At 57.3% G+C, this 24,281-nt stretch carries 22 protein-coding genes; 13 read left to right on the plus strand and 9 right to left on the minus strand.

What is annotated here, in order from left to right:
• The first annotated feature begins 50 nt into the window (after positions 1-50).
• The 4 genes from yahO to pheP all read left to right on the plus strand — a co-directional run bounded on the left by yahO (position 51) and on the right by pheP (position 6,317).
• The gene (gene yahO / locus ACOQH0_RS05755; RefSeq protein ID WP_010428286.1) at positions 51-326 is read left to right on the plus strand and encodes a DUF1471 family periplasmic protein YahO; all 276 of its coding nucleotides are present in this window, start codon (positions 51-53) and stop codon (positions 324-326) included.
• Positions 327-543: 217 nt separating this feature from the next.
• The gene (locus tag ACOQH0_RS05760) at positions 544-2,727 is read left to right on the plus strand and encodes a TonB-dependent receptor (RefSeq protein ID WP_421511733.1); all 2,184 of its coding nucleotides are present in this window, start codon (positions 544-546) and stop codon (positions 2,725-2,727) included.
• A gap of 125 nt (positions 2,728-2,852) precedes the next feature.
• Positions 2,853-4,826, plus strand: a complete 1,974-nt coding sequence (locus ACOQH0_RS05765; protein ID WP_421511734.1) for a PhoX family protein — start codon at positions 2,853-2,855, stop codon at positions 4,824-4,826.
• Between the two features lie 102 nt (positions 4,827-4,928).
• The gene (gene pheP / locus ACOQH0_RS05770; protein ID WP_089599394.1) at positions 4,929-6,317 is read left to right on the plus strand and encodes a phenylalanine transporter; all 1,389 of its coding nucleotides are present in this window, start codon (positions 4,929-4,931) and stop codon (positions 6,315-6,317) included.
• Between the two features lie 110 nt (positions 6,318-6,427).
• Here pheP and ACOQH0_RS05775 read toward each other — a convergent pair whose 3' ends face one another.
• Together ACOQH0_RS05775 and ACOQH0_RS05780 are read right to left on the minus strand one after the other, a co-directional pair.
• A complete protein-coding gene (locus tag ACOQH0_RS05775) occupies positions 6,428-6,727 on the minus strand; it encodes a helix-turn-helix domain-containing protein (RefSeq protein WP_010428293.1) in 300 nt (99 codons plus the stop codon).
• Positions 6,715-7,077 carry a type II toxin-antitoxin system RelE/ParE family toxin gene (locus ACOQH0_RS05780; protein ID WP_256459991.1) on the minus strand — a complete coding sequence of 121 codons (363 nt, stop codon included), beginning with the start codon at positions 7,075-7,077 and terminating at the stop codon, positions 6,715-6,717. The genes ACOQH0_RS05775 and ACOQH0_RS05780 overlap by 13 nt, the downstream gene beginning before the upstream one ends.
• Before the next feature lie 205 nt (positions 7,078-7,282).
• Here ACOQH0_RS05780 and ACOQH0_RS05785 point away from each other — a divergent pair, with 205 nt between their 5' ends.
• From ACOQH0_RS05785 to ACOQH0_RS05800, 4 genes are all read left to right on the plus strand, one after another.
• Positions 7,283-8,521: an MFS transporter gene (locus ACOQH0_RS05785; RefSeq protein ID WP_421511736.1), complete on the plus strand. Its 1,239-nt coding sequence runs from the start codon at positions 7,283-7,285 to the stop codon at positions 8,519-8,521.
• A 16-nt stretch (positions 8,522-8,537) separates the two neighbouring features.
• Positions 8,538-9,563, plus strand: a complete 1,026-nt coding sequence (locus ACOQH0_RS05790) for a sugar phosphate isomerase/epimerase family protein (protein ID WP_421511738.1) — start codon at positions 8,538-8,540, stop codon at positions 9,561-9,563.
• Positions 9,556-10,698, plus strand: a complete 1,143-nt coding sequence (locus ACOQH0_RS05795) for a Gfo/Idh/MocA family protein (RefSeq protein WP_421511739.1) — start codon at positions 9,556-9,558, stop codon at positions 10,696-10,698. The genes ACOQH0_RS05790 and ACOQH0_RS05795 overlap by 8 nt, the downstream gene beginning before the upstream one ends.
• A gap of 75 nt (positions 10,699-10,773) precedes the next feature.
• Entirely contained in the window at positions 10,774-11,745 is a 972-nt protein-coding gene (locus ACOQH0_RS05800; RefSeq protein ID WP_421511740.1) for a LacI family DNA-binding transcriptional regulator, read from the plus strand.
• Here the strand turns inward: ACOQH0_RS05800 and ACOQH0_RS05805 are convergent, their stop codons facing one another.
• Together ACOQH0_RS05805 and ACOQH0_RS05810 are read right to left on the minus strand one after the other, a co-directional pair.
• On the minus strand, positions 11,746-12,990 hold the full coding sequence (locus ACOQH0_RS05805) for a mechanosensitive ion channel family protein (RefSeq protein WP_421511741.1): 1,245 nt from the start codon (positions 12,988-12,990) through the stop codon (positions 11,746-11,748).
• A 65-nt stretch (positions 12,991-13,055) separates the two neighbouring features.
• On the minus strand, positions 13,056-14,492 hold the full coding sequence (locus ACOQH0_RS05810) for an MFS transporter (protein ID WP_218308990.1): 1,437 nt from the start codon (positions 14,490-14,492) through the stop codon (positions 13,056-13,058).
• A gap of 107 nt (positions 14,493-14,599) precedes the next feature.
• Here ACOQH0_RS05810 and ACOQH0_RS05815 point away from each other — a divergent pair, with 107 nt between their 5' ends.
• Both ACOQH0_RS05815 and ACOQH0_RS05820 read left to right on the plus strand, forming a co-directional pair.
• The gene (locus ACOQH0_RS05815) at positions 14,600-15,469 is read left to right on the plus strand and encodes a helix-turn-helix transcriptional regulator (RefSeq protein ID WP_148400345.1); all 870 of its coding nucleotides are present in this window, start codon (positions 14,600-14,602) and stop codon (positions 15,467-15,469) included.
• Between the two features lie 153 nt (positions 15,470-15,622).
• Entirely contained in the window at positions 15,623-16,225 is a 603-nt protein-coding gene (locus tag ACOQH0_RS05820) for a hypothetical protein (protein WP_421511743.1), read from the plus strand.
• Positions 16,226-16,252: 27 nt separating this feature from the next.
• Here the strand turns inward: ACOQH0_RS05820 and nfsB are convergent, their stop codons facing one another.
• The 3 genes from nfsB to ACOQH0_RS05835 form a co-directional block, all read right to left on the minus strand.
• The gene (gene nfsB / locus ACOQH0_RS05825) at positions 16,253-16,906 is read right to left on the minus strand and encodes an oxygen-insensitive NAD(P)H nitroreductase (RefSeq protein ID WP_089599385.1); all 654 of its coding nucleotides are present in this window, start codon (positions 16,904-16,906) and stop codon (positions 16,253-16,255) included.
• 120 nt (positions 16,907-17,026) lie between these two features.
• Entirely contained in the window at positions 17,027-17,395 is a 369-nt protein-coding gene (locus ACOQH0_RS05830; protein ID WP_010428314.1) for an MmcQ/YjbR family DNA-binding protein, read from the minus strand.
• The gene (locus ACOQH0_RS05835; RefSeq protein ID WP_421511744.1) at positions 17,385-17,975 is read right to left on the minus strand and encodes a TetR/AcrR family transcriptional regulator; all 591 of its coding nucleotides are present in this window, start codon (positions 17,973-17,975) and stop codon (positions 17,385-17,387) included. Before ACOQH0_RS05835 ends, ACOQH0_RS05830 begins: the two co-directional genes overlap by 11 nt.
• A gap of 191 nt (positions 17,976-18,166) precedes the next feature.
• Between ACOQH0_RS05835 and ACOQH0_RS05840 the strand changes: the two genes are divergently transcribed.
• Positions 18,167-19,270: a RomA family MBL fold metallo-hydrolase gene (locus ACOQH0_RS05840; protein ID WP_010428316.1), complete on the plus strand. Its 1,104-nt coding sequence runs from the start codon at positions 18,167-18,169 to the stop codon at positions 19,268-19,270.
• Positions 19,271-19,302: 32 nt separating this feature from the next.
• Positions 19,303-19,644: a RamA family antibiotic efflux transcriptional regulator gene (locus ACOQH0_RS05845; protein ID WP_010428317.1), complete on the plus strand. Its 342-nt coding sequence runs from the start codon at positions 19,303-19,305 to the stop codon at positions 19,642-19,644.
• A gap of 107 nt (positions 19,645-19,751) precedes the next feature.
• Here ACOQH0_RS05845 and ACOQH0_RS05850 read toward each other — a convergent pair whose 3' ends face one another.
• Positions 19,752-21,896: a TonB-dependent siderophore receptor gene (locus ACOQH0_RS05850; protein WP_421511745.1), complete on the minus strand. Its 2,145-nt coding sequence runs from the start codon at positions 21,894-21,896 to the stop codon at positions 19,752-19,754.
• 123 nt (positions 21,897-22,019) lie between these two features.
• Between ACOQH0_RS05850 and ACOQH0_RS05855 the strand changes: the two genes are divergently transcribed.
• On the plus strand, positions 22,020-23,588 hold the full coding sequence (locus tag ACOQH0_RS05855; protein ID WP_421511746.1) for an alpha/beta hydrolase-fold protein: 1,569 nt from the start codon (positions 22,020-22,022) through the stop codon (positions 23,586-23,588).
• Here the strand turns inward: ACOQH0_RS05855 and ACOQH0_RS05860 are convergent.
• Positions 23,574-23,822: a DUF1158 domain-containing protein gene (locus tag ACOQH0_RS05860; protein ID WP_421511747.1), complete on the minus strand. Its 249-nt coding sequence runs from the start codon at positions 23,820-23,822 to the stop codon at positions 23,574-23,576. The genes ACOQH0_RS05855 and ACOQH0_RS05860 overlap by 15 nt on opposite strands.
• Positions 23,823-24,281 lie beyond the last annotated feature (459 nt).

A 24,281-nucleotide genomic window follows, 5' to 3' on the forward strand; every position in this document is an offset into this window, starting at 1 on the left:
CGTGTGTGAGGCTTTTCGTAGTTGCTGATTAATCTCAAGGAAAAAAGGTTATGAAAAAAACGACTGCTATTTTGTTGGGAACCGCGTTTCTGTTTACCACTAATGCCTTTGCTGCAGAACTGCTGACGAAAAATGAATTTGAGAAAGTAGAATCACAGTATGAAAAAATCGGTACTGTTAATACTTCAAATGAAGTATCGATTGATGATGCGAAAAAAGAGCTGATTGAGAAAGCAGACAAACAAGGCGCTGATGTGCTGGTACTGACTTCCGGTAATACCAACAACAAAATTCACGGCACCGCCGATATCTACAAGAAAAAATAATGTTATTGCGGCCACCCCCATAATGCGGGGTGGCTGTTCTCGTCCTGCTCCTCGTCATCATCCCTCCATTCTGATTAACCTCTTTTCGCGACCAGAAATGCGCGGTTACACTTGATAACGCATGGATAATGCGTATAGTTCTCATTTGCATTGCATTTACACCATTCTAAGGCCCGACCACGGGTCATTTTTGCGCGCACATTTAAACGAGTTAATTATGAACAACACCACAATGCATAAAACGCTGCTGGCGCTTGCCATTGGCGCAGTGACGCATTCCGCTCTGGCAGCGGATGAGAAAAAAGAGGACACCCTCGTCGTGCAGGCTGCGGCGGAGAGTGATTTCACACCCGGCGGTGACCAGCTGGTACCCGCCTTCCTCGACGGACAGGTGGCAAATGGCGGTCGCATGGGGATGCTCGGTCAGCAGAACGCCATGGACGTGCCGTTCAATATCATCAGCTATACCTCGAAGCTGGTGGAAGATCAGCAGGCGAAAACCATTGCCGATGTCGTCGCTAACGACGCGGGCGTGCAGTATGTGCAGGGTTACGGCAACAGCGCTGAAACCTTCCGTATTCGTGGCCTGAAGTTCGACGGCGATGACATGACCTTTGGCGGCTTGTCCGGCGTGCTGCCGCGTCAGGTGGTGGATGCCCAGATGGTCGACCGCATTGAGATCTTCAAAGGGGCCAACTCGCTGATGAACGGTGCGGCAAGCTCCGGCGTGGGCGGGATGATCAACCTTGAGCCGAAACATGCGGGCGAAACACCGCAGGCAAAAGTGGGCGTCGACTACACCTCGGATTCCCAGATTGGCACCACGCTGGACGCGGGCCGTCGCTTTGGTGATAACGACCAGTTTGGCGCGCGAGTGAACCTCGTCCATCGGGAAGGGGAAACCGGCGTACCGAATGACCGCCGCCGCACCACGCTGCTTTCCACCGGCCTGGACTACAAAGGCGACCGCTTCCGCACCTCGCTTGACATGGGCTATCAGAAGAAAACCTTCCACGGCAGCCCTACCAGCGTCAATATTTCAGCGGTGGATTTCGTCCCTGAGCCGCCGAAAAATGACCGCAATTTCTCGCAGAAGTGGGCCTACAGCAATATCGAAAACGAATTCGGGATGTGGCGCAGCGAGTACGACATCACCGATGGCTGGACCGCCTATACCGGTCTGGGCGCGCAGCACGCGCATGAGGAAGGGATCTACAGCGCGCCGAAGCTGGTGGACAAGAGCGGCAAGGCCACTGTCAGCCGCCTCGACACCAACCGCATCAGCGATTCCGTCAGCGGGATGGCGGGCATTCGCGGTAACTTTGACACCGGTTTTGTCTCGCACAAGGTCAACGTCGGGTATTCAGCGATGACCAAAAACGAAAAAATCGCGTGGAAAATGTCGGCGGCGGCGGATAACCCGACCACCAACATCTACCACAACACCGGCGTCGATATGCCGGACAGCACTAACTTCAACGGCTCTGGCGGGAAATACAGCGATCCGCTGACCAGCGGGCGCACCCGTACTCAGGGCTGGCTGCTGAGCGATACCCTGGGCGTACTGGACGATAAGCTGCTGTTCACCGCCGGGGCGCGCCATCAGAAGGTGGTCATCCGCGGCTACAACAAAATCACTGGTGCGGAAAACGCGGCGGATGGTTTCGACGGCAGCCGCTGGATGCCGACCTACGGCGTGGTCTACAAGCCGTGGGAGGAAATATCCCTCTACGCCAACCACACCGAAGCGCTCCAGCCGGGCGAAACCGCACCCAACACCGCCACCAACTACGGCCAGAGCACCGGTATCATTCACTCTAAACAGAACGAAGTGGGCGTGAAGGCGGACTTCGGCCGCGTGGGCGGATCGCTTGCGCTGTTCGAAATCAAAATGCCGTCGGCAATCCTCGATGACAGCGGCCACTACGGCCTGGACGCCGAGCAGCGTAACCGTGGCGTTGAGCTGAACGTCTTCGGCGAGCCGATGCTGGGTATGCGTCTGAACGCCAGCGCCACCTGGCTGCAGGCCGAGCTGACCAAAACCAAAAACGGCGTCAATCAGGGTAACGACGCGATCGGTATTCCGAATTTCTACGCCGTGCTGGGCGCGGAATACGACATCAAGCCCGTTGACGGTTTGACGGCGACCGCCCGCGTGAACCACTCCGGCACGCAGTACGCTGACCTGGCAAACACCAAAAAGCTGGACAGCTACACCACGCTGGATCTGGGCATGCGCTATCGCTTCGCGGTGAACCACAATGCAAACCAGATGACCGTGCGCGCAGGCATCGACAACGTGACCAACGAGAACTACTGGGCCAGCGTAGACGATTCCGGCACCTACATCACTCAGGGCGAACCGCGGACCTTTAAGGTCTCGGTTGGCTACGAGTTCTAAGCGTTCCACCTCGTTATCGGGGGCATGGATGCCCCATCCTTCCGTTATAGTGTTATAAAATTGTAACAAAAGCTTCTTACACTGGTCGCCACATCTTACCTCTTGGCCAATGACAGGAAGCCGCTATGGGCAGACCCCTCAAATCCGTTTTCAAAAAAGAACATCGCGACGAGATCGCTAACCGCAGCGCCAACCCGGTTTTCTCCGAGGTTGCCGAGGTGTTCCTTTCCCGCCGCCGTTTTCTGCAGATGGGCGCCGTTGCGGGGGCTGCCGTTTCATTCCCCTTTCTGATCAAACCCGAAAGCGCCATTGCCGCGGTATCGAAGCCTTCCACGCTGGCGAAAGCGGTGTCGCTTGGGTTTAGCAGCATCCCCGTTTCCACGGAAGATACGGTAAGGGTGCCGGAAGGCTATATTGCTCGCCCGTTTTATCGCTGGGGTGACCCGACGGGAATTAAAAACAACATGCCAGCCTTTAAGCCGGACGCCAGCAACACCACGGACGAGCAGGCGGTACAGGCGGGCATGCACCACGACGGGATGGCGTGGTTTAGCCTGCCGCAGGGAGCGCAAAACCCGGAGCATGGCCTGCTGGCGCTGAACCATGAATACATCGACAACGGAATGCTGTTTACGGACGGCACCGCGAACTGGAGCCTCGACAAAGTCCGCAAGGGGCAGAACGCGATGGGCGTATCGGTGGTGGAAGTGAAAAAAACGGGCAGTGAGTGGCAGGTGGTTCGCCCGTCCTCTCTCGCCCGCCGTATAACCGTCAATACGCCGATGCAGCTTACGGGCCCGGCGCGGCATCAGCCCTTAGTCAAAACCGCCGCCGACCCGCAGGGGGAGCGCGTGTTGGGCACCATGCAAAACTGCGCTAACGGCCATACGCCGTGGGGCACCTATCTCACCTGCGAGGAGAACTGGTCGGATATTTTTGTCAAAAAAGCCGATCTTAACCCGCTGGAAAAACGCTACGGCATCAGCGACAGCGACGAGTCTTACCGCTGGAACGAAGTGGATGAGCGGTTCAGCGTCGATAAAACCCCTAACGAACCTAACCGTTTTGGCTGGGTCGTGGAGATTGATCCCTACGACCCGACCTCCACGCCACGCAAACACACCGCTCTTGGCCGCTTCAAGCATGAGGGGGCGGCCGTCACGCTCGCCGCCGATAAGCGCGTGGTGGTGTATATGGGGGACGATCAGAAGTTTGAGTACATCTACAAATTTGTCTCGCACAACAAATACGATCCTGCGAACCGTGAAGCCAATATGCAGCTGCTGACGTCCGGCACGCTGTACGTCGCCAGGTTCAACGAGGAGGGGAGCGGCGACTGGCTGCCGTTGATCTTCGGGCAAAACGGCCTGGATAAAAGCAACGGATTTGAAAGCCAGGGCGACCTGCTGATTAAAACCCGCCTGGCGGCTGATGTGGTGGGAGCGACGAAAATGGATCGCCCCGAGTGGATAGCCGTCGATCCGCACGCCAGCGGCAGCGTCTACTGTACGCTTACCAACAACAGCGATCGCGGCAAGGAGGGCAAGGCGCCGGTCGATGCTGCCAACCCGCGTGCCAACAACGTATTTGGTCATATTATGCACTGGCATGAAGACGGGGCCGATCCTGCCGCCGCACGCTTTAAATGGGATATTCTGGTCATGGCCGGGCGTACCGACGGCGACGATCCTAAGGCCAAAGGCTCCATGCAGGGTGCGGAATTCGGCAGCCCGGATGGTCTGTCGTTCGATCACCAGGGCGTACTGTGGATCCAAACCGACGTCTCTTCCAGCACCATCAATAAGAAAGCGTACGAGGGGATGGGCAATAACCAGATGGTCGCCACCATTCCGGGCACCAATGAATACCGCCGTTTTCTGACCGGACCGCGCGGGTGTGAAATCACCGGCATTGCGTTTACGCCGGACAACCGAACGCTGTTTATCAATATCCAGCATCCGGGGGAGGGCGGGGATGATATTACCGATCCGGCCAATCCGCGCGCCGTCTCCAACTGGCCAGACGCCAGCCCGAACGGACGTCCGCGATCGTCAACGGTGGTGATCGTCAAAGCAGACGGTGGGATCATCGGGTCGTGACCTTTATCTGCCGGGTGCATGCAGTGGCCCGGCGTTAAACTTGCTACCTCCAGCATGAAGTGTTAAAACGTGCCCCTTCTAAAAAAGAGACAGGGGTAGGGCGTGAAAGACGCGTCATCCGCTTCAGGCCATGGTAGCGCTGAAGCTTCGTCGGATCAGAATCCGACGCTGCAACGTGGTTTGCAAAATCGACATATTCAGTTAATTGCCCTTGGCGGCGCGATCGGTACCGGGCTGTTTCTCGGCATCGGCCCCGCCATTCAGATGGCTGGCCCGGCGGTTCTGCTGGGTTACGCTATCGCCGGGATTATCGCCTTCCTGATCATGCGCCAGCTTGGCGAGATGGTCGTTGAAGAGCCGGTTTCAGGCTCCTTCGCGCACTTTGCTTATAAATACTGGGGCCCGTTTGCAGGCTTCCTGTCCGGCTGGAACTACTGGGTCATGTTCGTGCTGGTCGGGATGGCAGAGCTGACCGCCGCGGGCATCTACATGCAGTACTGGCTGCCGGACGTGCCGACGTGGATCTGGGCAGCAGCCTTCTTCATCATTATCAACGCCGTTAACCTCGTCAACGTGCGCCTGTATGGCGAAACCGAGTTCTGGTTTGCGCTCATCAAGGTGCTGGCGATTATCGGCATGATCGGCTTTGGCCTGTGGCTGCTGTTCTCCGGTCACGGCGGCGAGCGGGCCACAATCGACAACCTGTGGCAGCACGGCGGCTTCCTGGCAACCGGCTGGAAAGGGCTGATCCTCTCGCTGGCGGTGATCATGTTCTCCTTCGGCGGGCTGGAGCTGATTGGCATTACCGCGGCTGAAGCGCGCGACCCGCAAAAAAGCATTCCGAAAGCGGTCAACCAGGTGGTGTACCGTATTCTCCTGTTCTATATCGGTTCGCTGGTGGTGTTGCTGGCGCTCTATCCGTGGGTGGAGGTGAAATCCGATAGCAGTCCGTTCGTGATGATTTTCCACGATCTGAACAGCAACGTGGTAGCCTCGGCGCTGAACTTCGTCATTCTCGTGGCGTCGCTGTCGGTCTATAACAGCGGCGTTTACTCCAACAGCCGTATGCTGTTTGGCCTCTCGGTGCAGGGCAACGCGCCGAAATTCCTCACCCGCGTCAGCCGTCGCGGCGTGCCGGTCAACTCGCTGTTCCTTTCCGGCGCGATTACCTCTCTGGTGGTGCTGATCAACTACCTGTTGCCGAAACAGGCCTTTGGCCTGCTGATGGCGCTGGTGGTCGCGACTCTGCTGCTGAACTGGATCATGATCTGCCTGGCGCACCTGCGCTTCCGCGCGGCGATGCGCCGCAAGGGACGCGAGACGCAGTTTAAAGCGCTGCTCTACCCGGCGGGGAACTACATCTGCATCGCGTTTTTGGGGCTGATTCTGGTGCTGATGTGCACCATGGATGAGATGCGCCTGTCCGCGATGCTGCTGCCGGTGTGGGTGGTGTTCCTGTTTATTGCATTTAAGCTCTCGCGCAAAAAGTAGCGCGGTTTTCTCCCTCTCCCTGTGGGAGAGGGCCGGGGTGAGGGCACCAGACCGCACCTGCCTTCACGCCCGGTCAGGCGAAGCCGCCACCCGGCTTTGAACATGCAATATTAAATCTCAAACGCTATCCGTTTCCCATTCGGTAACGTCACATCAATGCTCATTTCACCGCCGAGCGCACTAACGTAGCGTTTGAGCGTTGAAAGCCGGGGATCGTTTCCCGGCTGTTCGATTTTCGCTACAGTGGGTTGTTTTACCCCCATTGCCTCGGCCAGTTCTGTCTGAGAAACCTTGAGCTCTTCCCGCAGTTGGTTCAGGGCCACAATTCTGCGCATCACGTCAACTTTAGCCGCAATACGCTCCTGACTTTCCGCACTTTGTTGTGCCATGAGTTCTTTTAGCGTTGCCATATGGCCTCCTTATCCGCCAGATGTCTGCTGTACTCAACGTCAGCCAGCGTAATCATTTCTTTATAAAACCGTTTTTGATTGCAACCGGTTTTGTCTCCAGCACAGAGCACAATAGCTTTACGGTCAGGATCAAAAGCAAAAAAGGCTCTGATGGGATTTCCCGCATGCTGAATACGTAACTCTTTCATGTTCGCATAGGCTGAAGCCTTCACGGTGTCTACGAATGGCCGCCCAAGCGTTGGGCCAAACTCGGCAAGGATATGCATGGCCGACAGCACATCTTCTTTCAATGCCGTTGTTTGTTGAAAGAACCATTTGTCAAATTTGTCCGTTGTCTCGACGTTCCACATCGTTTCTCCTGTCGCTTCCTCGCTGTTTTAATTTATAGCCTATTGGCTATAATGACAATCAGAACACCTCGTTTTGTCATCCAGCGATCTTTATCGTGACCCCCCTCCCAATTCCGTTTCGATCCACAGGATCTTTATTTTGTAATCGATTACTTTTTATTTGAACTGTTTTGTAATCGATTACTTTTTCTGGGTGAGGCTCATCATGGTGTCAACAACTGAAAGTAGTGGAAAGGCGATAGTGCAGTACCGGCTGCTGGTGCCTCGGCTGTCGCTGATGATGTTTCTGCAGTTTTTTATCTGGGGTAGCTGGTCGGTCACGCTCGGCCTGGTGATGACCCAGCACAACATGTCGCTGCTGATTGGCGATGCCTTCTCCGCCGGGCCAATTGCGTCTATTCTCTCGCCGTTCGTGCTCGGGATGCTGGTGGACCGCTTCTTCGCCTCGCAGAAGGTGATGGCGGTGATGCATCTGGCGGGCGCAGCGATCCTCTGGTTCGTGCCGGGGGCGCTGATTGCCGAGAACGGCGCACTGCTGATCGGCCTGCTGTTTGGCTACACGCTCTGCTACATGCCGACGCTGGCGTTGACCAACAACATCGCGTTTCACAGCCTGGCGAACGTGGATAAAACCTTCCCGGTGGTGCGCGTGTTCGGCACCATCGGCTGGATCGTCGCGGGCATTTTCATCGGCGTGACCGGCGTGGCGTCCAGCGTGACCATCTTCCAGGTGGCGGCGGCCAGTTCCGTGCTGCTGGCGCTTTACAGCCTGACGCTGCCGCACACGCCAGCCCCGGCGAAAGGCCTGCCGGTTAAGGTGCGCGATCTCTTCTGTGCGGATGCCTTTGCGCTGCTCAAAACCCGCCACTTCTTCGTCTTCTCCGTCTGCGCGATGCTGATCTCCGTCCCGTTGGGCACCTACTACGCCTATACCGCCTCATACCTGGCGGATGCCGGGATTGCCGACGTCAGCACCGCCATGTCCTTCGGGCAGATGTCGGAAATCTTCTTCATGCTGGTGATCCCGCTGCTGTTCCGCCGCCTGGGCGTGAAATATATGCTGCTGATCGGCATGCTGGCGTGGTTTGTGCGTTACACCATGTTCGCGCTGGGCGTAAGCGAGGAGGGGCGCTTCCTGCTCTATATCGGCATCCTGCTGCACGGCGTGTGCTATGACTTCTTCTTTGTGGTGGGCTTTATCTATACCGACCGCGTGGCTGGCGAGAAGGTGAAAGGCCAGGCGCAGAGCATGATCGTGATGTTCACCTACGGCATCGGCATGCTGCTCGGCTCGCAGATTTCCGGCGCGCTCTATAACCGTCTGGTGGCGGGGCAAACCGTGCCGCAGGCGTGGGTAACATTCTGGTGGATCCCGGCGGTGGCAGCCGCGGCTATCGCGCTGATTTTCCTTCTCACGTTCAAGTATGACGATGACAAGGCGTAACGTTCAGGAGGGGAGTATGAGGACGATGAAAGGACCCGGCATTTTTCTGTCGCAGTTTATTGGCGGGGAAGCGCCGTTCAACTCGCTCGACGGGCTGGCCGGGTGGGCAGCCGGGAAGGGCTATAAAGCGGTGCAGATCCCCTGCAATCATCCACACATTTTTGATGTCGAAAAAGCGGCCGAGAGCCAGACCTACTGCGATGACATTACCGGCAAGCTGGCCGCGCACGGGCTGGTCATCAGCGAGCTGTCGACCCATCTGGAGGGGCAGCTTGTGGCGGTAAACCCGGTCTACAGCGACGCATTTGACCACTTCGCGCCCGCCGCCGTGCGCGGCAACGATGCGGCGCGACGGGCGTGGGCGACGGAGAAGCTGAAGCAGGCGGCGGTTGCCTCGGCCAGGTTAGGCCTGAAAGCGCACGCGACCTTCTCAGGCTCGCTGGCATGGCCGTTTTTCTACCCGTGGCCGCCGCATAACGAGCAGCGTTTTCAGGATGCATTCGAGGCGCTGGCAAACCGCTGGCGGCCGATTCTGGATGCGTTCGACGAGCAGGGCGTGGACGTTTGCTTTGAGCTGCATCCGGGGGAAGATCTGCACGACGGCGTGACCTTCGAGCGTTTTCTGGCGCGGGTAGATAACCATCCTCGCTGTAACATCCTTTTTGACCCAAGCCACATGCTGCTGCAGCAGATGGATTACCTGACCTTTATCGACATCTACCACTCGCGCATCAAGGCGTTTCACGTGAAGGATGCCGAGTTCCGCCCCAGCGGACGCAGCGGTGTCTACGGCGGCTACCAGCCGTGGATCAACCGCGCCGGACGCTTCCGCTCGCTCGGTGACGGGCAGATCGACTTTAAGGGCATTTTCAGCAAGCTGACCCAGTACGACTATGACGGCTGGGCGGTGCTGGAATGGGAATGCTGCCTGAAGGACGGCGAAACCGGCGCGAGGGAAGGCAGCGAGTTTATCCGCCGCCATATCATCCCGGTCTCCGGGCGCGCGTTTGACGACTTCGCGGCAGGAGGCAAGCATGATTAACGTCGGGATTATCGGCAGCGGGTTTATCGGCCCGGCGCATATCGAGGCGCTTAGACGCCTCGGTTTTGTGCAGGTGGTTGCCCTGTGCGACGGCACGCCTGCGCAGGCGCAGGAAAAGGCGCGAGCCTTGAATGTGCCGCATGCCTACGGCAGCGTTGAGGAACTGCTCGCGCACCCCGATCTGCACGTGGTGCATAACTGCACGCCGAACCACCTGCACGCGGAGATTAACCGCCAGATCCTGCGGGCGGGCAAGCACGTGTTTTCAGAAAAGCCGCTGTGCATGACCCCGGACGAGGCGCGCGAGCTGGTGGCGCTGGCGGAGCAGGCGGGCGTGGTGCACGGCGTGAGTTTTGTCTATCGCCAGTTTGCAATGGTGCGTCAGGCGGCGAGCATGATGCGCGCGGGCGATATCGGACGGCTGTTCGCCTCGCACGGCAGCTATCTTCAGGACTGGATGCTGCTGGAAACCGACTACAACTGGCGGGTGGATGCCGCGCTCGGCGGCGCATCGCGCGCGGTGGCGGACATCGGCTCCCACTGGTGCGACACGGTGCAGTTCGTCACCGGGCGACGCATCACCGAGGTGATGGCCGATCTCACCATCGTCTGGCCGACGCGCAAGGCTAACGTGGCCGGAAATCAGACATTCGTGCATGACGAGCACTCCCGCTATGAAGACAAACCGGTCACCACGGAAGACTTCGGCTCGGTGCTGTTCCGCTTTGACGACGGCAGCAAGGGCAGCTTCAGCGTCTCGCAGGTAAGCGCGGGGCGAAAAAATCGCCTGACGTTTGAGATCAACGGCAGCGAGCGGTCGGTGGCGTGGGATCAGGAGATCCCGCAGCGGCTGTGGGTCGGCCATCGCGCGCAGGCTAACCAGACGCTCACCGACGATCCGGGTCTGATGAACCCTGATGTGGCCGACAGCGCTCACTTCCCCGGCGGGCATATCGAAGGTTGGCCGGACGCCTTCAAAAACATGATGGCGCAGTTCTACCGCGCCGTGCAGGCGGGCGCGATGCCGGAAAACCCGCCGTTTGCAACTTTCTACGACGGCGCAAACGTGATGTATATCATTGATGCGATAGTGAAAAGCCATCAGCAGCAGCGCTGGGTGCGCGTGGCGTATTGACGCGTTGCCCGGTTCGCCGGGCAACCGTTTTATGGTAGCCTGCACAAAACGCTAACCGCAGGATGTGTCGTCGCTATGTCAATTCAGAAAATCGCTCAGCTCGCCGGGGTCTCCGTGGCGACGGTCTCCCGCGTGCTCAACAACAGCGACACCGTGAAGGCGAAAAACCGCGAGCGCGTTCTGCAGGCGATCCAGGAGAGCAACTACCAGCCGAACCTGCTGGCGCGCCAGCTGCGCACCGCCCGCAGCTGTATGATCCTGGTGATGGTCTCCAACATCGCCAACCCGTTCTGCGCCGAGGTGGTGAAGGGCATTGAAGAAGAGGCGGAGAAAAACGGCTACCGCATTCTGCTGTGCAACTCCGGCTCGGATATCGAGCGTTCCCGCTCGGGCTTAAGCCTGCTCTCCGGCAAAATTGTCGACGGCATTATCACCATGGACGCCTTCTCGAAGCTACCGGAACTTGCCGCGCTGATTGGTGCCGCGCCGTGGGTGCAGTGCGCCGAATATGCCGATGCGGGCGCGGTCTCCTGCGTGGGGATTAACGACGTCGATGCCTCCCAGCATGCCGTCAGCCAGCTGGCCGAGAGCGGCCGTACGCGTATCGCGATGATCAATCACGACCTCAGCTATAAATATGCCCGCCTGCGCGAGCGCGGCTACAAGAGCGTGATCCACCTGAAGGATCTGGACTATCAGGCGGTGGAATACGCCAGCGATCTCAGCTCGCGCGCCGGGATGGCGGCGATGCAAAATCTGCTGAAGGAAAACCCGCCGGACGCGGTGTTTGCGGTATCGGACACCCTGGCCGCAGGCGCGCTGCGCGCGATTCAGCAGGCAGGGCTGCGGGTGCCGGAGGATATCGCGGTCGTGGGGTTTGACGGCACGGAGCTGGCGGACATGATTTCGCTCACCACCATCGAGCAGCCGTCGCGGGATATCGGGCGCAAGGCGGTCGATCTGTTACTGAACAAAATCGACAACCCGGATGCGCCCACGGAAAGGGTGATGATGGACTGGCGCTTTATTTCCCGCGCCAGTACCTGATTATTTTGCGATAACGCCCGCCAGGGAGCGAATATCGTTCCCGGTTGGCGACTGGTGAATACGCAGACCAAATTCATCCACCACCGCAAAAATATGGTCGAAGATGTCGGCCTGAATTTCCTCATATTCTGCCCAGATCACCGTGTTGGTGAAGGCGTATATTTCAATCGGCAGGCCGTTGGCATCCGGCGCGAGCTGGCGCACCATTAGCGTCATATCTTTGCGAATGCGCGGGTGGTTGCGCAGATATTCATTCAGGTAGGCGCGGAAGGTGCCGATATTGGTCATCTTGCGCAGGTTTAATATCGATTCCCCTTCACCGTTCTGCTGATTCCACAGGTTAATCTCCTCATGACGCGCGGCCAGATAAGGCTTCAGCAGCTTCGCCTGAATCAGCTTCTGCTGCTCCTGCTCGTCGAGGAAATGAATGCTGGTGGTATAGATATTCAGGCTGCGCTTAATGCGTCGACCGCCGGACGCCGACATGCCGCTCCAGTTGATAAAGGCGTCGGAGACCAGCGCCCACGTCGGAATGGTGGTGATGGTGTTATCAAAATTGCGCACTTTTACGGTGGTCAGGCCGATGTCCGTCACCGTGCCGTTGGCACCGTATTTCGGCATTTCCAGCCAGTCGCCGAGCTTCAGCATGTCGTTGGCGGAGAGCTGAATGCCCGCCACCAGCCCGAGTATCGGGTCTTTAAACACCAGCATCAGAACGGCGGCCATGGCACCCAGACCGCTGATCAGAATCGCCGGGGACTGGCCGATCAGCAGGGAGATAATCAAAATCCCCACCAGGATGGCGCTCACCAGCTTGATGCCCTGGAAAATCCCTTTCAGCGGCAGCTGAGACGCGGTAGCCATTTTTTGGGACAGATTGAAAATCACGTCCAGCAGCGAGAAGAAGGAGAGCAGGGCATACACCATCACCCACAGCTTCGCGCAGGTGGTGAGCATTTCCGCCGCTTCGCTGCCTTTTTGCAGCCACAGTACCGCCTGAACGTTGACGATTATCCCCTGTAGGGTAAAGGCCAGACGGTGAAATAACTTATTCTGGGTAATGATCTGCAGCCACAAATGGCTGCTGGCCTGCGCGCGTTTTTCGAAAGCGCGGAGCACCAGCTTGTGCAGAATAAAATGAACCACGATGGCGGTAAGAAAAATAATACCAAAGATAATCACTAACGAGGTGGTGTGATTAATTTCAATCCCTAACTCTTCAACCTGAGCAATTAATTCCTGCATAACGTCTCCTGTATTGATGCAGCCCCATAATGGCGGCTGCGGATCTATTATGCAAATTCACAGGCTTATTTGGCGGCCTGACAGACCTTCACCACAGGTAAACAGAGGCGATGGCGCATGCGCAGCGTCGCCAGCGCCAGCACCACCATCATCACCGTTTCCACCGTCAGGAAGACGTTAACCGCCTGAGTGTAGTCCCCGTGATGGTTTTGCAGCGCATGCAGCAAGATTGCGCCAAAAATGGCCGGACCCAGCCCCAGCGCGGCCTGCTGCAGCGTACTGAGAATGGCGCTCGCGGCACCTGCGTCATCGGGCTGAATATCGCGCATCCCGATGCGATAGAAGCTGTTCACGATCAGCGCCTGCCCGTAGCCGACCAGCCCGGTCGCAGGTGCCAGCGTCAGGGCGGTGTTATCCATTCCCCACACCCGGAACGTAACAATCAGCGCCAGCAGACCGGTAATCTGGATCGCCAGACCTGTCAGCAGAATGGTGCTGGTGCTGTAGCGGGCGATCAGCCGAGGGGCAAACCACGCCGAGATAAAGTAGGTCACGCCCAGCGCGATAAAACTGTTCCCGGACTGCCACGGCGCCATGCCAAGGCCGGTCTGCATGGTCAGTGCCATGCAGAACATAAACCCGGACCAGACGCTGAAAAAGAGCATCGCGATCAGCACGCCAAAACGGATGCTGCTGAGCTGCATCAGACGCGGCGGGATCAGCGGGTGCGCATCCTCACGCTCTTTTTTACGCGCGTTCAGCACCATTAAATAGGCCAGTGGAATAATGGCCAGCAGCGCAGCCTTCAGCGGCCACGACCAGTGCCACTGCGGGCCGAGCGCCATCGGGAACAGGAGGCAGCAGAGGATCATCGCCAGCAGCACGGTGCCGGTCCAGTCAATGCGTGACGGGGTATCGCGACGGGTTTCCGGCACGTAGCGGCGGCTCAGTGCCAGCACCACCAGACAAATCGGCACGTTGATGAAGAAAGCGTTCCGCCAGCCCAGCCCGGCAATATCCGCCGACACCAGCCAGCCGCCGCCCATCTGGCCGACGATAAACGCAATTCCGCCGATGCCGCCGAACAGGCTAATCGCTTTCGCGTGGGCGGTGCCTTTTAGCGTGACGTGCAGCGTCGCAAGAATTTGCGGCATGATCAGCGCCGCGCCTGCGCCCTGAACGATGCGCGCGGCCAGCAGCTGTTCAATGTTTCCCGCCATGCCGCACAGCAGCGAGGCCAGGCCAAAGCTCGCCACGCCCCACATAAACAGGCGACGGCGGCCAACGTTATCCCCCAGCTTGCTGCCGAGTGCCAGGCAGACGGCGAAGGCCACGCCGTAGAGCGCGACGATCAGCTCCAGTTCTGTAGCGGTGGCGTGCAGTGAGTGGGTGATGGAGTCCAGCGCGACGTTGGTGATTGAGGTATCAATCAGCGGCAGCATCTGGCCGGTTAACAGCAATATCAGGCCTGCGCGGCCCGGTGAAACAACTGACGTATTCATGGGATCTCCATTGCGTCATTCATCAGATGGTCGTAGCATCAACCATCTAATAAACGGGTACCAGTTCTTGCTTATACTGGTACTGGCACTACCATGCAGGGGGATTTATGGCCTTGATGTCTGAACCCGTCGTCTCACTTCAGGATGACACCCGAAAACAGCTGGGTGCTTTTTTACGCGCACGACGCGAAAGCCTCGATCCGCAGCGTCTCGGCTTGCCGCGCAGCGGTCGCCGCCGCACGCCGGGTCTGCGCCGTGAAGAGGTGGCGATGCTGGCAGACGTGGGCGTGACCTGGTACACCTGGCTTGAGCAGGGCAGGGACGTCAACCCGTCGAGCGCGGTGATGGCGGCCGTGGCGAAAGCCTTGCAATGCACCCCAACCGAGGCCCGACACCTGTTTGTTTTAGCCGGTTTGCCGCCGGGTGAAGCCCCGCAGGCGGTATGCTGCGAGGGCATCAGCGAAGGCACGCGCCGCCTGCTTGATACCCTGCTGCCAAAACCTGCCAGCATACAGAAACCCAATTTCGATATCGTGGCGTGGAACGACAGTTTTGGTCATCTGATGGGCGTCGATTTTAATGAAATCCCGCCGGAAGACCGCAACTGTATTTACCTGTTCCTCACCCACCCGGCGTGGCGCGCGCGGCTCGGCAGACGCGATGACGTGCTGCCGATATTTGTCTCCTATTTCCGCGCGGCGATGGCCGAACACCGGGGCGACCCGCTGTGGGAGGCGAAGCTGGCACGCTTCTTTGCGGTGTCTGAAGAGTTCAAAACCCTGTGGCACCAGCGCAACGACGTGCGCGGCGTGGAGAACCAGCTCAAGCTGTTTACCCATCCCGAGCTGGGAGATTTCACGCTGCAGCAGATGTACTGGTACTCCGCGCCACGAAACGGCTCGCGGCTGCTGGTCTATTTACCGGTGGATGAGGCGGGGGAGCGGGCGATGGCGTGGCTGGCGGAGCAGGGGAAATAAGTTTTTTGCGAGGGGCTTTCAGGGAATCATTGCCGATTCTGCTAAGTCGATGAGACAGGTATAAGGTGAGGTTTACATTAAACCAACCGACTGAATCGACATCATTTCGATGAGATGTTAAGTCGTTTATACTCACGGAATGAGAAACCACCTATGTCGCCACTGATGATTGATTCCGCAGATTTCAGCCAAAAGCTCGGCCTTATCTCCCGAAACGTTGAACATACTGAAGCGTTTCTTGCGCGAGGCACGGTGGATTTCCATCTGCCGGGTTTTCTGCTGCCTGTCGGATATCGGCTCTTAAAATCACGTTTTTGCGATGAATACCGTCTCGTGACCACCGACGACGGCAAACCTTATACGGCCTATGCCGTTAAGCTGACGTTTCATAAAGAAATTACCTTTCCCCACGGTGCTGCCACGCAGGTGATGGTCTGGCGTACGCCACGCGCCGTACACCAGCGCGTGATAAGCGGATTACCGCAACTCTTTTTTCAATGGCTGTTAAGTGAATATGACATCGTTGTTTCGGACAGCGAGCAAACGGGAGACGGACAGCGGTTCTGGCTGCGGATGATCGACTGGGCGTTTACCATGAACTATCGCATAAGCGTGGCAGACGGTACGGTGGGAGAAGCGTGGACGTTAACGCCCGTAAACTCTTACGCTGAGCTGGAGGAGCGCTGGATTGCGTTTGCCTGGGGATACGATCGTGACGTGCATCCACATCGCAGGTTAGTCATCAGTAAAACGTAACGGGCCGCACAGAGCGGCCCGTTTGAATTAGCACTCGGTTACAATCGTGCTCAGCGGCAGGCGGGACTTCGGCAGCGTGGCGTTGAAATCTTCCACGCTGTGATGCCCAACCGGCACCACCACCAGGCTGGTGAAGCCTTTTTCTTTCAGACCAAACTCTTCGTCGAGGATCGCCGCGTCAAAGCCTTCAATCGGCACCGCGTCCAGACCCAGCGCGCCCACGCCCAGCAGGAAGTTACCGACGTTCAGGTAAACCTGTTTCGCCATCCACTGGTCGTCATCTTTCAGATCCACGCGGTGCATGTCGGCGAAGTAGTGACGGCCTTTATTGTTGGCCGCTTTGGCTTCCGGCGTGTTGAAACGGCCATCGGCCTCTTCCTGATCGACAACGCGCTCAAGCCAGGCATCGTCCATCGCGGTTTTCGCGCAGAACACCACTACGTGAGAAGCATCCAGCATTTTGCGTTCGTTGAACACATAGGTGCCCGCAGCGGATTTCGCCACGCGCGCTTTACCTTCCTCGGTGCTGGCAACAATAAAGTGCCACGGCTGGGAGTTGGTGCTGGACGGGCTGTACTGCAGCAGGGTTTTGATTTTTTCCGCTTCTTCAGCGGTCAGTTTTTTGCCTGGGTCGAACGCCTTGGTAGAGTGGCGTTTCAGGGCGACAGAAATGATATCCATAACAACTCCTGGTGATGAAATTCGCCCGCTCGCGGGCGCGAAAGGAAAGCAGAGTACCGCGCGAAGCGGGAAAAGATAAGGGCGATTCGAGCGCTTAATCTGTTCGGCTCAGCCGAACAATCAGGCCGGGCGTATCCATTTCTGATCTTTTTTCGGCAGCTTATCGACCACCAGATTCCACGAGTCGTTGATGAAATCAGCGACCACCTCAGGCGTGATGTCATCGGTGCCGTAGAGTGAGATCCAGTGCTTTTTATTCAGGTGATAGCCAGGTTCAACGCCGCGATAAATCTGCTGATTCAACAGCGATTTTTCCGGATCGGATTTCAGGCTGACGTGAGGGCGTCCGCGTACAACCGCCATCAGCATAAAAATCTTTCCACCTACTTTAAACACGTCGTACTCGGGGCCGAACGGCCAGCAGTGTTCGGTGAAAGGCATCTCCAGCGCCACGCGTTTCGCGTGCTCCTGCAAGGACTTACCGTCCATCGCTATCCTCCTGAGCCAGCCCGCGCCACATGGCCTCAAAACCAAGCGCTTTAAAATCGGCAGCGCGGGACGGATCGCGGGTAGCAAATTCCATGGTGGTTTCGGCCAACGACAGGAACATCGCATCGCCGAACGTTTTAAATTCATCCGACATAAACACCTGACGAACCGAACGGCGGCAGAGTTCATGCAGCTCGGGGAACATCTCTTTCACGGCCTGCTCGGTCTCGGCGTTGATCTTCTCACTGACGCCAAGCTGGCGAATCGCGGCGTGCGAGAGAGGGTTTTTGATCCCCCAGTCGACATAGCTGTTCCAGATGTTTCGCGTATGCTCTTTCGGCGTGGTCAGGCTGCGATCCAGGTTGGACAACATCGCCTGGCAGAGATCCTGCTTCAGGTGCAGGTAGAGGGCATTCAGCAGATCGTCTTTCGTAGCAAAGTAGCGAAACAGAGTCCCTTCGGCGACGCCCGCGTTACGGGCGATTAACGCCGTTGAGGCGGCAATACCTGACTGTGCAAATGCCACCGTTGCGGCTTCCAGTAAGGCCTGTTTTTTATCTTCACTCTTCGGACGTGCCACTCAATTCTCCCCTTTGTCAAATGTAAAAAAACGTATTGAAGCATGCGGTTCATACCGCTGCAACGCGGAATGTCAAAGATCGAAAACGTCTTGACGATATATTCATCATATCTAATAATGAGTGCTTACTCACTCATAATCAAGCTTAACCCGCGTAACCCATCGGATGGGGCGCGTATTCGGGTCAGGAAATGAAAAAGCCTCTATTCATCTGCGTGGTGTTTGTCATGATTGTTGCTTCAGCTGCGAGTTTACCTTTTGTTCTGAACGCCGGATTCGGCCAGCCACCGCAGGGTGAGCAGCTCTCCGAAGTGGAAGCCTCCCCGCAGTATCGCGAGGGGAAATTCCACAATACGCTGCCGACGCCGGGTTATAACGGCGACAAAAACATGCTGGTCGCGACGTGGGAATTTCTGACCAAAAAAACCGAAAACGCACGACCGGCGCAGCCGCTGCCGCTGGTGAAAACCGATCTTGCGAGCCTGCCGCTGGAGCAGGACACCCTGGTGTGGCTCGGTCACTCCTCGTGGTACCTGCAGCTCGCGGGTAAACGCATTCTGATTGACCCGGTGCTCAGCAACTACGCCGCGCCATTCTCGTTCCTCAATAAGGCCTTTGCCGGTGAGTATCCGTGGCGCGCTGAAAGCATGCCGGAGATCGACCTGCTGATTATCTCGCACGATCACTACGATCATCTGGATTACGCCACCATCAGGGCGCTACTGCCAAAGGTGAAGCGTGTGGTGACGCCGCTGGGCGTGGGCTCCCACCTGCGCTACTGGGGAATGAAGCCTGAGATTATTGACGAGCGCGACTGGAACCAGTCGGTGCGCATCAGCGATGAATTGACGGTGCATGTTCTTCCGGCGCGTCACTTCTCCGGGCGCGGCATCAAGCGCGACCAGACCTTGTGGGGCAGCTTTATGTTCGTCACGCCAGAGCAGAAGGTTTATTACAGCGGGGATTCCGGCTACGGCCCGCACTTTAAGGCCATCGGCGAGCAGTTTGGCGAGGTGGATTTAGCCATTATGGAAAACGGCCAGTACGACCAGGACTGGAAGTACATCCACATGCTGCCGGATGAAACGGCGCAGGCCTCGGCGGATCTCAACGCCAAAGCGGTGGTGCCGGGGCATAACGGACGCTTCGTGCTGGCGAAACACACGTGGAACGATCCGCTGATCCAGCTGGCGCGCGCCAGCAAGGACAAAAATTATCGGCTGCTGACGCCGGAACTGGGTGAGCCCGTGCGGGTGAGTGATACCACTCAGGCATTTCGCGAGTGGTGGGAATAATGTTTAAGCGAGAAGCAGATGGGGAGAGCAGCATGACGATTTCCGCTCAGGTCATTGATACGATTGTTGAATGGATCGATGACAACCTACACCAGCCGTTACGTATCGAAGAGATCGCCCGCCACGCGGGGTATTCGAAGTGGCACCTGCAGCGGCTGTTTATGCAGTACAAAGGGGAGAGCCTCGGGCGCTATATTCGCGAGCGCAAGCTGCTGCTGGCGGCGCGCGACCTGCGTGAGTCCGACGCTCGCGTGTACGATATCTGCTTGCGCTACGGGTTTGACTCGCAGCAGACGTTTACCCGCATATTTACCCGCACCTTCAACCAGCCGCCGGGTGCGTACCGTAAAGAGAACCATAGCCAGACACATTAACTTGTCGCATGTAGGCCGGGTAAGGCGTAGCCGCCACCCGGCTTTTTTTTTGCGCCTGGTGCCCGTAATTGCCCGGTGGCGCTGCGCTTACCGGGCCTAAAAATCACTCACCACCGATAATTCACCGTCGCCGTCACCGTTCGGCCAATCCCGTAGAAGCACGCCGTATCGCTTGCGCACGACGCAACATATTTCGTGTCCGCCACGTTATTGACGTTGAACTGCACGCTCGCTCCTTTCAGGCTGTGGTTCAACTCGCCCAGATCGTAGCTCAGCATCGCGTCATACAGATCCACCGAGGGCACCTTGAAGGTATTCTTCGCATCGCCGTAGCTGGTACCGATGTAGCGCATCCCCACGCCAGCGGTCAGGCTCTTCAGCGCGCCGCCCGGAACGGTATAGCTGGCAAACGCCGATGCCATATGCGCCGGAATACGCGCAGGCGTTTTGCCTTCTGTTCCCGCCACCGTCGTGCTTTTGGTTTTCGCATCGGTGTAGGTGTATGAGCCAATCAGGTTGATGTTGTCCATCAGTGTGGAGTGGATTTCCGCCTCAACGCCTTTCGAACGCACTTTACCCGCGTTCTCGAACCAGCCTTCGGCGCTGTTGTAGGTTGCCACGTTGTCCTGGGTTAAATCGTACAGCGCGAGGGTCATCAGCGTACTGTCGACCGGCTGATACTTCAGGCCAATCTCGGTCTGCTCCCCGGTGGTTGGCTTGAAGGGGGCAACGCCCGGCGCGCGGTTGGTTTGCAGGTTCGGTTCAAACGAGGTGCTGTAGCTGACGTACGGCGACAGGCCAGAATCGAACGCGTACAGCAGGCCGGTTCGCCAGGTGAACTTGCTGTCATTCTGCTGGGTTAAGCTGCCGTCGGTGAAGTCGTGAGTTCGCACTTCGCTCCAGTCGTAGCGCCCGGAGACCAGCCATTCCCAGCTGTTCCAGCTCATTTGATCCTGCAAATACAGTCCCATCTGGTCGAGATTTTGCTGCTCGTCGGTGGCCGTTTTGAAGGTGCTTTCATCCACGTTCACGCCGTACACCGGGTTCGTCCAGTCGAGGTCATACTGTGAACCGCTCCCGCGTTCCAGCAGCTGTTTATCTTTGCTGGTCTTGTAGTCGAATCCGCCGAGCAGGGTGTGGCTGACGCTGCCGGTCTCCATCAGATACTCAAGCTGGTTATCCAGGCCAAATTCGTTGGTGGTGCGCTCTTCATGCTGCGCGCGTCGCGTCAATACCGTGCTGTTGGCCGCGCTGCTGGCGTAAACGAGGTAACGGTATTTTTGTTTGATGCTGGCGTAACGCGCGTTCTGGCGGAAGGTGAGGTCGTCGGCGAACTGATGTTCCAGCTCGTAGCCGATCGTCGTCTGCTCGCGCCAGGACTGGTTGTAATTCGGATCGCTGACGTTAAAGTCGCGCGGGATGTATTTCCCGTCGACGCTTTTGACCGTGCCGTAGGCGGGCAGGAAGTTGCGGTAGCCCGCATCCGGATCCTTCTGGTAGCTGGTCAGCAGCGTAAAGCGGGTCTGATCGTTCGGGTACCAGGTGATAGCAGGCGCGATCGCCATTCGCGTCTCTTTATAATCATCCACCTGATTATGCTGGGTACGGGCGATACCGTTGACGCGATACAGCACGCGGCCGTCGTCGCTCAGCTTGCCGCCGAAATCAAACGCGCCTTCTGCCAGATCGTTATTGCCGGTGCGGAACTGCACGTTATGGATGGATTCCGCGGTCGGCCGTTTGCTGGTCATGCTGATTAACCCGCCAGGGTTGACCTGACCAAACAGCACCGACGCCGGGCCACGCACCAGCTCCACGCGCTCCAGTAACCACGGGTCAATCGTACCCGTCTGGGACGAGGCTGTCGCGCCGAAGCTCAGGCCGTCGAGGAATTTCGGTACATAGCTAAAGCCGCGCACGAATACCTCGTCGTTACGGTTCGACGAGCCGCGGTACTCGGTAAACACGCCCGCCGAGTAGCGCAGCGCCTGCGATACGGATGTCACGTCCTGCATGTTCATCTGATCGCGGGTGATCACCGATACCGACTGCGGCGTTTTCACGATCTCCGCGCGGGTCTTGGTTGCGGAGAGCGTTTGGGTTGCCACAATCCCTTTTACCGGGGCGGTGGGTTCTTCACTCACGCCCTGCGTCACCGTTATGGTTTCTTCTCTATTTTCAGCCTGAGCCGCCACGCTGGTCGTCGCCAGACTCAGCAGCCACAGTTGCATTATCTTATTATTCTTAAACATTTTTTCTACTCATCCTTGGTTGCTATCGCCATAGAAACACCGTTAAAACGCGTTAGATGATATTGCAAATTATTACCATTTGCATTAGCGTTGATAACAAATTTCGTCAGGGAACAAGCGGTAATGAAGAGGGTATGGAGCGGATTATTACTCGGGATAGGTGTGCTGCCTGCGGTGGCGGCAACCTGCGAACACTCTTCCCGGCAGGGAGACATCCAGGGGAAGTTTGATGCCAGCGGTGAAGTCTGTTTTATGCTGCCAGAGCTTGCTGAAAATTATGTCTCCGCCACGCTGCATGGCGTAACGGATGCTCGCCTGCTGGACGGGCAAAACCGCCGCATTCGTACGTTGGTTGAAAATGGGCCCGCCGATGGCGAACACACGCTGCTTTTTGCCCTGCCGGAAAAGCAGAGCACCTCGCTGGTCCTGCACGGCGAAGCGGGTAAACCCTGGCGTTTTCAGTGGCGGATGAAAGAGACATCTGCGCTACCGCGCGTACAGATGCTTGCACCTGAAAGCCCGACGCTTCAGGCGCTGGCAAAAGAGATTGCTGCCGGAGGGAGTACCGACGCGTTCTGGCAGACGCAGATTCGGCAGGGAACGCCGATGGTGGAGCCAGTAGACGCAGAACATAAGCGCGTCACCTTCCTGTGGCGCGGCGCGCGGGATAACGTCTTTATTCTCGGCTCACCGGCGGGGGATCACGACCCGCTGTTCCGCCTGGGCAACAGCGACGTCTGGTTCCGCAGCTATGTGGTGCCCGCTGACACGGTGATGCAGTACAAGCTCGCGCCCGATGTGCCGATCGTCGAGGGTTCCTCACGCGATCAACGTCGCGCGATCCTGGTGAGCGCCCAGGCCGATCCGCTCAACCCGAATACATTTGGTGAACAAAAGACGGATCGCTGGAACCGCTATTCGCTGCTCGATCTCAGCCCGGCACGCTATTGCTCCGTGCAGGCCACGGCCCAGCCGCTGGTCCACGGGTCATTAAGCCGCCAGAGCATCACGAGCAATATCCTCGGTAATTCCCGCGAGGTGATGATCTATAAACCGCGCGGCGCACAGCCTGCACGCTGGACGCTCATCCTCTTCGACGGGCAGATTTATCAGGACGAGTACCATTTCGCTAACGTGCTGGACGGTCTGATCGCCCGCCATCATCTTCCGCCGATTAACGTGGTGTTTATCGACAGCCTCGATCACGCCCGACGCGGCAACGAGCTACCGCCGAACCCGGACTTCGCCAACTTTATGGCGCATGAACTGCTGCCGTGGTTGCGCGGGCAGGGCATCGCGATGCAGCGGCAGAAAACGGTGCTGGCGGGGTCGAGCTACGGGGGAATCGCGTCGTCATGGGTCGCGCTGCGCTATCCGCGCCTGTTTGGTAATGTGCTGAGTCTTTCAGGTTCGTACTGGTGGGCACCGAAAGGGGAGGCTCCCGGCTGGCTGACGCGGCAATATCAGCAGTCGCCGCCATATCCGGTGCGCTTCTGGCTGCAGGCCGGAAAGTTTGAAACCACGGGGCCGGGCGGGGGCATTTATCGCACTACGCAGGATTTCGAACAGGCGTTGAGGGAGAAAGGGTATCGCGTCAGCTTCCATCCCTCATCCAGCGGTCACGACTACGCGGCCTGGTGTGAAGCGCTGATCCACGGCATGCGAGACTTCACCGGCCTACAACGCCAGTGAAAACCAGCGGCGCCAGACGAAACGCAGGATAAAGAATTCGATGGCGCCGAGTGCCAAAAACCACAGGCAGAACAGAATGGTGTAGAGCTGGTTCAGATCGACCATATGGAAGGTCGTCATCAGCTTCTGCGCCAGCACCAGACCCAGCGACGGCGCGGGTAACAGCAGGCAAGAGATCAGGGCCAGCAATAAAATGCCCCCTGCCGTAAGCAGCGATTCTAACGGGTGTTTCATCGTAATGTTAATCGTCAGTTAAAAATGTCATTGTCCGGCATTCTGTAACGTAAAGCAATATCGGCCCCGCTGGCCTTTTTGAATAAAACAAAGACATTATTACTGCGAATAAATAACACTATACGACCCGGTGTTCATATTAATATCGCGTTATGTAAATAAATGTCCGTATCAGGAAAATAATTTTACAAATGTATAGGTGCTATAACCAATTAACGTGGCAATAACAATGGCTGCGACAATGTATAACGCCAGGCGTCGTCCGCGATAAATACCAAACATGGTTCCCCCTCGTTTAGTGTTGGTTTAGAAATATTTTGTAAAAATCAGGTCATCGAAATAGTTTTAATCAGTTTTGAATAACCGAGAAGTCATTATATTGCGGTAGATCAATTTTACCCGCAAGACTTAAAAATGAATTTATTTAAGCCAGAAAGGAATTCAGGCTTCTGTTCACCG

Origin of the sequence: Enterobacter sp. JS8-1 (assembly GCF_049187015.1) — a bacterium.
GTDB classification, from domain to species: Bacteria; Pseudomonadota; Gammaproteobacteria; order Enterobacterales; family Enterobacteriaceae; genus Enterobacter; species Enterobacter mori.